Origin of the sequence: Streptomyces acidicola (assembly GCF_009377235.1) — a bacterium.
GTDB classification, from domain to species: domain Bacteria; phylum Actinomycetota; class Actinomycetes; order Streptomycetales; family Streptomycetaceae; genus Streptomyces; species Streptomyces acidicola.
This window is the reverse complement of the sequence record NZ_VMNX01000363.1, coordinates 1-6,714: the sequence shown is the minus strand read 5'-3', so window position 1 is coordinate 6,714 and position 6,714 is coordinate 1. Positions and strand designations below refer to the sequence as shown.

Here is a 6,714-nt window from a genome sequence, read left to right as displayed (position 1 = left end):
GGGTGGGTTGTCTGCGGCCGGGTAGGGGCTTGTCGCGCAATTCCCCGCGCCCCTTGAGAGCGACAAGCGCCAGGGGCGCTCCTCCGTGATGAGCGTTACTGCCTGGGTGGTCTGGACTCGTGTTCGTACTCGCCGGTACGGTGCTCTGAGCAAGCGCTTAGGCAAGTCCAAACGTACGCAGGTGGAGGTGGCGGCGTGCGCCGTACGGTGTTCAACGAGGACCACGAGGCGTTCCGGGAGACCCTTCGGGCCTTCATCGAGGCCGAGGTCGTCCCCGTCTACGACGAGTGGCTCGCCGCCGGCCAGGCGCCGCGCGACTTCTACTACAAGCTCGCCGACCTCGGCGTCTTCGGTATCCGCGTCGACGAGGAGTACGGCGGCGCGGGCATGGACTCGTACAAGTTCGAGGCCGTGGTGTACGAGGAGACGGCCCGCGCGGGCGTCACCTTCGGCGGTTCCGGCGTGCACGTGCTGCTCGGCCTGCCGTACATCAAGATGCTCGCCACCGACGAGCAGAAGAAGCGCTATCTGCCGAAGTTCGTCACCGGCGAGGAGATGTGGGCCATCGCGATGACCGAGCCGGGCACCGGCTCCGACCTCGCGGGCATGAAGACCACAGCCAAGCTCAGCGAGGACGGGACGCACTACGTCCTCAACGGTGCCAAGACCTTCATCACCGGTGGTGTGCACGCCGACCGCGTGATCGTCTGCGCCCGGACCTCCGCCGCGAGCGCCGAGGACCGCCGCCACGGCATCTCCCTGTTCGCCGTGGACACCAAGTCCGAGGGCTACTCCGTCGGACGGAAGCTCGACAAGCTGGGACTGAAGACCTCCGACACGGCTGAGCTGGCCTTCGTCGACGTCAAGGTTCCCGCCGAGGATCTCCTCGGCGAGGAGAACAAGGGCTTCCACTACCTCGGCCTCAACCTGGCCTCCGAGCGCTGGGGCATCGCCTTCGGCGCGTACGCGCAGGCCAAGGCGGCCGTCCGGTTCGCCAAGGAGTACGTGAAGGACCGCGTCGTCTTCGGCAAGCCGGTCGCCCACTTCCAGAACACCAAGTTCGAACTGGCCGCCTGTCAGGCCGAGGTGGACGCGGCGGAGGCCGTGGTCGACCGGGCCCTGGAGGCCCTGGACGCCGGTGAGCTCACCCCCGCCGAGGCCGCGAGCGCCAAGCTGTTCTCCACCGAGGTCGCCCACCGCGTCATCGACCGCTGCCTCCAGTTGCACGGCGGCTACGGCTTCATGAACGAGTACCCGATCGCCCGCCTGTACGCGGACAACCGCGTCAACCGCATCTATGGCGGCACCAGCGAGATCATGAAGACGATCATCGCGAAGGACATGGGTCTTTAGCGCCGGCCAGGCCGCGTCCACCGCGTCCACCGCGTCCACCGGGTCCGCCGTGTTCGCTGGTGTTCACGCGCGGCCGCCCGGCTCCGCCGCCTCGTCCGCCCCGTGTGATGTTCAACCAATGTCTACTCGTGGGTAACAGTGCGCGGCCTGCCGTAACACGTGGCTGGCAGACTCACGGCATGAGTCAGGCACCACTGCAGTCTCTCCTCGATCTGCTCGACCTGGAGCAGATCGAGGAGAACATCTTCCGCGGCCAGTCCCGGCCCGGTGTCGTCCCTCGCGTCTTCGGCGGGCAGGTCGCGGCCCAGGCGCTCGTCGCCGCCGGGCGGACGGTCCCCGAGGACCGTCTCGCCCACTCCCTCCACGCGTACTTCCTGCGCATCGGCGACGCCGGCGCGCCCATCGTCTACACCGTCGACCGCATGAACGACGGCCGCTCCTTCACCACGCGCCGTGTCGTCGCGGTCCAGCACGGGCAGCCGATCTTCGCCCTCTCGGCGTCCTTCCAGCGGTACGAGGAAGGGCTCGACCACCAGGCGCCGATGCCGCCCGCGCCCGATCCGGAGACCCTGCCCGCCGCCGAGGAACGGCTGCCCGCGTACGGTCTCGACCCCGCGGTCGTGGACAAGCTCCTGGAGGAGCGGGCCGCCGTCGACCTGCGCTACGTCGACGACCCGCCCTACGGCCGGTACGGCCGGCCGCGCGAACCGCGTTCCCAGGTGTGGTTCCGCGCCAACGGCAAGCTCGACGACGACCCCCTCCTGCACGTCGTCCTCGCCACCTACGTCTCCGACATGACGCTCCTGGACTCCATCCTGCTCGCGCACGGGCGCGGCGGCTGGGCCGTCGGGGACGTCGTCGGGGCCTCGCTCGACCACGCGATGTGGTTCCACCGGCCGTTCCGGGCCGACGAATGGCTCCTGTACGACCAGGAGTCGCCGTCCTCGTCCGGCGGGCGTGGGCTCGGCCAGGGCCGTATCTACACGCGGGACGGACAGCTGGCGATCACGGTGATCCAGGAGGGGGTCGTACGGGTTCCGAGGTGAACCGTTGAAGACCCCTGGGGGCTACTCCTCGGTGAGACCCGCCTGGTCCAGCAGGTACGCCGTCATCGGGTCGTAGTGGCGCGGGCTCACCACGTGGTCGTCCAGGGGGACCACGACCTGGACGGTGCCCTCGGACTCGGCGAGGAAGAGGGCCGGGTCGTTGCAGTCCGCGTAGCCGACGGAGTCGACGCCGTGCTGTCCCGCGTAGCCGGCCCAGCCGTGGTCCGCGACCACCAGGTCGGGCAGCGGGAGGCCCTCCTGCTCCAGGCCGGTGAGGATGGCCTTCATCGGCTCGCCGGAGTGGGTGTGCCAGAGGGTGGCGCTGTGCTCGAGGACGGCCACGTCGGCGAACTGCATCACGTACCCCTCCTCCGTCTGCAGACCGTCCGGGATCACCACGATCTCGCAGCCCGCGGCGCGCAGGGCGGCGGCCGTGGCGCGGTGCACGTCGAGCAGGCCGCCCGGGTGGCCGGTGGCGAACAGGACGCGCTGCTCGCTGTCCGCGGCCTTGCGCAGCCGCGCCGCCATGCGCTCCAGGGCGGCCACCGTCAGCTCGGGGTCGATGGTGTCCTGTCCGTAGCGGTGCTCCGCGTCGTCGTTCACTCCGACGCGCTCCGCCATCACCGCGAGGACGTCCTGCTCGTCGGTCCAGCGGTCGCCGAGTTCCAGGCCCAGCCAGTAGTGGCGGTTGCCGTTGGCCAGCTTGCGGTAGTGGGAGAGGTTGTTCTCGCGGGGCGTGGCGACGTCGCCCGCGATACGCGTCCGGACAAGGTGGTCGACGAGTTCGGCGCGGCTGGGGGTCCCGGATATCGGCATGACTCCCATTGTGAGGCAGACGACTGCGCCTGACCCCGGCGTCCCGAACGCTGGGACGCGGGTCACTTGGTGTTCACCGATCTTGACGGGCCGGTTGGTGCTGCCGTAGTGCGAACCACAACTCCATGCGTACGTCGGGGTCGTCGAGATCGGCGGCGAGCAGCGCCGCACAACGCGCCACGCGTTGGCGGACGGTGTTGCGGTGGACGGACAGCGCCACCGCCGTACGGTCCCAACTGCCGTGCAGCGAGAGCCAGGTACGCAGGGTCTCCGTGAGGGCGGGCGTACCGGCGACGGGCGCGAGGAGGGTGCGGGCATGGGAGACCGCGTCCTCGGCGGGGACGAGGTCGGCGAGGGCGGGGCGCGCCGCGTGGTGGACCAGCGGCGTGCGGGTGGCGCGGGCACGGGCCAGTGCGCGGGCGGCCTGGGTGTCGGCCAGGGCCCACTCACGGGGATCGGAGGGCGCGCTGACCCCGAAGGTCCAGCCCGGCTGCGGGGTCGTCTCGCGGTCGGCCGGGACGAGGACGCGTACGACGTCCTGTGCCAGGTCGACCAGCGGGGAGCCGAGGGCCGTACCGAGCGCGGAGGCCGCCACGGCGTCGGGAGCGTGCGTGTCCGGGCGGGCGTGCACGACGACCCACCGCTCGCCTCCGAGCAGCGGCGCGACCGCCTCCGGCGCGGCTCCCAGCAACAGCCGCACCAGCGCCGAGGAGCGGGCCGCGCCCGCGCCGCTGTGGTGCTCCCCGGTGAGGAGGGAGAGGAGCACGGCGGCGACCGAGACGATGGTGTGGTCTCCGGGGTCCCGCCGGGGCGCCGCGACCCCGAGCACGAAGCCCTGACCCGGGCCCAGGGCGTAGGCCGCGAGATGGGTGCCCGCGAGGGTGTCGCTGGCTGAGGAGGGCGAGGGCGAGGGGGAGGGGGAGAGCGAGGGAGCGGGACGCGTGGTGGCGGCGACGGGAGGAAGAGGAACGGGACAGCCGGTGGCCGGCGGCGCCGTCCGGTCGGTCCCGGCCCTGGTCCCGGTCCCGACTCCGGTGGGGGTGGCCGGTCCGGTGGGCGCCACCGGGCCGGGTGACGTGGGGCCCGGCCGTACGACACCCGCCAGCTCGTTCAGCGCCGTACGCGCCGTGTCGCCCGGCTTCCGGCCCGCAGTCGCGAGTTCCGCGCCCTCCGGCCCGTACAGCACCGCCCAGCCGCCCACCCGCTGGGCCAGTTGCCGCAGGACCGCCGGTACCGGGTCCGGGCGGGACGCCGCCGTGGCCAGGCTCTGCTGGGCCTCCGAGACGCGCCGCAGCTCCGCGTGCCGGGCCTGGGCCATCAGCTGCCAGACGGCGCGGGCGACGGCCGAGAAGGTGGTCCGGGGCGGGACCTCGACGAGCGGCAGCTCGTAGCTGTCGCAGGCCGCGACCAGCGCGCGCGGCACCGTGTCGTGCACGGGTGCCACGCCGAAACCCAGCGCGGCACCGCCCGCCGCCACGATCCGGGACACATAGTCGTCGAAGTAGGTACCCGAGCCCGCCGCGTCCGGGATGTGCACCCCGGCCGTCAGCAGCAGCTCGCCCCCCAGCAGATACGGGTACGGGTCCGCCATCTCCGACGTGTGCGCCCAGTGGATCACGGTGCCGGTGTCCGGCGGGCCCGCGATCAGGCGCAGGGCGAGGTCCTCACGGGCCAGGAGCGCCGAGAGGGGGACGGGCGGGGTGGGAGGTACCGCTGGGATGGACGGTACCGCTGGGACGGACTGGTCCGGCATGGTGGATGTTTCCTCCATCTGCTGGGCGCGGAATGGAGGAAACGTACACTTCAGCGTTGCTTTCCGGCCACCTAGTGTCAGTGCCGACCGGTGGCCGCGGGTACGGGCGGATGTCCCCGCGGCCGGCCACCGGCCGTCCCCGCTCCCCCCTGCATAAGACGCCCCCCTGCACGACACGCCACCGAGGTGCGCGAAGGAGATCCCCGTATGGTCGTCGACTACGCCGTGATCGTCGTCTATCTGGCCGGCATGCTGGCCATGGGCTGGTGGGGCATGCGCCGCGCCCGGTCCAAGAGTGAGTTCCTCGTCGCCGGGCGCCGCCTCGGGCCCGCCATGTACTCCGGGACCATGGCCGCCATCGTCCTCGGCGGAGCCTCCACCATCGGCGGGGTCGGGCTCGGCTACCGGTACGGGCTCTCCGGGGCCTGGATGGTGTTCACCATCGGCCTGGGACTGCTCGCGCTGAGCGTCTTCTTCTCCGCCCGCATCGCCCGCCTCAAGGTCTACACCGTCTCCGAGATGCTCGACCTGCGCTACGGCGGCGGCCGGGCCGGAGTGATCTCCGGCGTGGTGATGTGGGCGTACACCCTGATGCTCGCGGTCACCTCGACCATCGCGTACGCCACGATCTTCGACGTCCTCTTCGACCTGAACCGCACGGTCGCGATCGTCCTCGGCGGCTCGATCGTCGTCGCGTACTCGACGCTGGGCGGCATGTGGTCGATCACCCTCACCGACATGGTGCAGTTCGTCGTGAAGACCATCGGCGTGCTGCTTCTGCTGCTGCCCATAGCCGTCGTCAAGGCGGGCGGCTTCAGCGAGATGAAGGCCCAGCTGCCGGCCGACTACTTCGCCCCGCTGGGCATCGGCGGCGAGACCATCTTCACCTACGTGCTGATCTATACGTTCGGCATGCTCATCGGGCAGGACATCTGGCAGCGCGTGTTCACCGCGCGCAGCGACAGGACCGCCAAGTGGGGCGGCACGGTCGCGGGCACGTACTGCCTGGCGTACGCCCTCGCCGGAGCCGTCATCGGTACGGCGGCCAAGGTGCTGTACCCGAACCTGGGCAGCGCGGACGACGCCTTCGCGACCATCGTCAAGGACGAACTCCCCGTCGGCGTGCGGGGACTGGTGCTCGCCGCGGCCCTCGCCGCCGTGATGTCGACCTCCTCGGGCGCCCTCATCGCCTGCGCGACCGTCGCCAACAACGACATCTGGTCCCGGCTGGGCGGAGCCGTCCGCCGCGGAGACGACCGGGACGCGCACGACGAGGTCAGGGGGAACCGCGCCTTCATCCTCGTCATGGGCGTCGCGGTGATCGGTACGGCCGTCGCGATCGACAACGTGGTGGAGGCGCTGACCGTGGCGTACAACCTCCTCGTCGGCGGGCTCCTCGTCCCCATCCTCGGCGGCCTGCTGTGGAGGCGCGGCACGGTGTACGGCGCCCTCGCCTCCGTCGTGGCCGGCGGTCTCGCCGTGATCGCGCTGATGGCGACGTACGGAATCCTCGCCAACGAGCCCGTCTACTACGGGCTGCTGTCCTCGCTGGCCGCGTACCTGATCGTCTCCCTGGTCACCCCCGCCACCGACGCCGCCGTACTGGCCGCGTGGCGTGAACGGCTGGCCGGCCGCGGCGAGAGCGCCGCCCCTGAACCGACAACCGTCAGCGCCTAGTACGACGCGTAGTGCGACGCGTAGTACTACGCGCGCTCGACCCCCGCCGGCACCCGCACCCCCGGCACC

Annotated in this window: 5 protein-coding genes; 3 read left to right on the top strand and 2 right to left on the bottom strand. The window is 71.3% G+C overall.

The window, feature by feature from the left end; all coding sequences use genetic code 11:
- Window positions 1-195: 195 nt before the first annotated feature.
- Together FPZ41_RS43665 and FPZ41_RS43660 are read left to right on the top strand one after the other, a co-directional pair.
- Window positions 196-1,353 (top strand): acyl-CoA dehydrogenase family protein, encoded by a 1,158-nt coding sequence (locus FPZ41_RS43665; RefSeq protein ID WP_322621492.1) that lies wholly within the window; start codon window positions 196-198, stop codon window positions 1,351-1,353.
- A gap of 179 nt (window positions 1,354-1,532) precedes the next feature.
- Window positions 1,533-2,399: an acyl-CoA thioesterase gene (locus FPZ41_RS43660; RefSeq protein WP_152870120.1), complete on the top strand. Its 867-nt coding sequence runs from the start codon at window positions 1,533-1,535 to the stop codon at window positions 2,397-2,399.
- A 21-nt stretch (window positions 2,400-2,420) separates the two neighbouring features.
- On the opposite strand, the gene FPZ41_RS43655 is transcribed toward FPZ41_RS43660, so the two are convergent.
- Both FPZ41_RS43655 and FPZ41_RS43650 read right to left on the bottom strand, forming a co-directional pair.
- A complete protein-coding gene (locus tag FPZ41_RS43655; RefSeq protein ID WP_152870118.1) occupies window positions 2,421-3,215 on the bottom strand; it encodes a phosphatase in 795 nt (264 codons plus the stop codon).
- 73 nt (window positions 3,216-3,288) lie between these two features.
- Complete coding sequence (locus tag FPZ41_RS43650) at window positions 3,289-4,986, bottom strand: PucR family transcriptional regulator ligand-binding domain-containing protein (protein WP_194236435.1); 1,698 nt, start codon at window positions 4,984-4,986, stop codon at window positions 3,289-3,291.
- 189 nt (window positions 4,987-5,175) lie between these two features.
- On the opposite strand from FPZ41_RS43650, the gene FPZ41_RS43645 reads away from it, so the two are divergent.
- Complete coding sequence (locus FPZ41_RS43645; RefSeq protein ID WP_152870115.1) at window positions 5,176-6,645, top strand: sodium:solute symporter; 1,470 nt, start codon at window positions 5,176-5,178, stop codon at window positions 6,643-6,645.
- The last annotated feature ends 69 nt before the right edge of the window (window positions 6,646-6,714 follow it).